Annotated in this window: 1 protein-coding gene; it reads left to right on the top strand. The window is 72.8% G+C overall.

Features of this window, described 5'->3' with window-relative positions:
* A partial coding sequence (locus ACYVD5_RS19380; RefSeq protein ID WP_461002498.1) for a ketoacyl-synthetase C-terminal extension domain-containing protein occupies window positions 1-659 on the top strand: 659 nt, incomplete at both ends.

Below are 659 nucleotides of genomic sequence, written 5' to 3'. Positions count from 1 at the left end.
CCAACGGGCCGTCGCAGGAGCGGGTGATCCGGCGGGCGCTGGCCGATGCGGGGCTCGCGCCCGCCGACATCGACGCGGTCGAGGCCCACGGCACCGGAACCGCCCTCGGCGACCCCATCGAAGCCGGGGCCCTGCTGGCCACCTACGGCCGCGACCGCGACCCCGCCGAACCGCTATGGCTCGGTTCGGTGAAGACGAACCTGGGCCACTCGCAGGCGGCGTCCGGTGTTGCGGGTGTGATCAAGATGGTGATGGCGGCGCAGGAGGGGTTCCTGCCGCCCACCCTGCACGCCGATACCCCCTCCGGTCATGTCGACTGGGACCAGGGCCAGGTGCGGCTGCTCGATTCGGGCCGCGAATGGCCCGAACCGGGCGACCGCCCGCGCCGGGCCGGGGTGTCGTCGTTCGGGATCAGCGGCACCAACGCCCACCTCATCATCGAACAAGCGCCCCAAGAGACCACGACCGGTGTGTCCGGTGGTGCCGATACATCCGATGCGGCCGACTCGGCGGTGGCGGCAGCGTCCGGCACGGCGGACACGGCCGGACCCACCGCGGCCGGTGTGTCCGGTGAATCCAGTGAATCCGGTCACAGCACCGAGCCGGATGCGGGGGTGTTGCCGGTGGTGCCGGTCCCGATCTCCGCGCGCACCCGCCCC

The sequence above is a fragment of the Streptomonospora sediminis genome (genome assembly GCF_054778995.1).
This window is presented reverse-complemented; position numbering and strand designations above follow the sequence as displayed.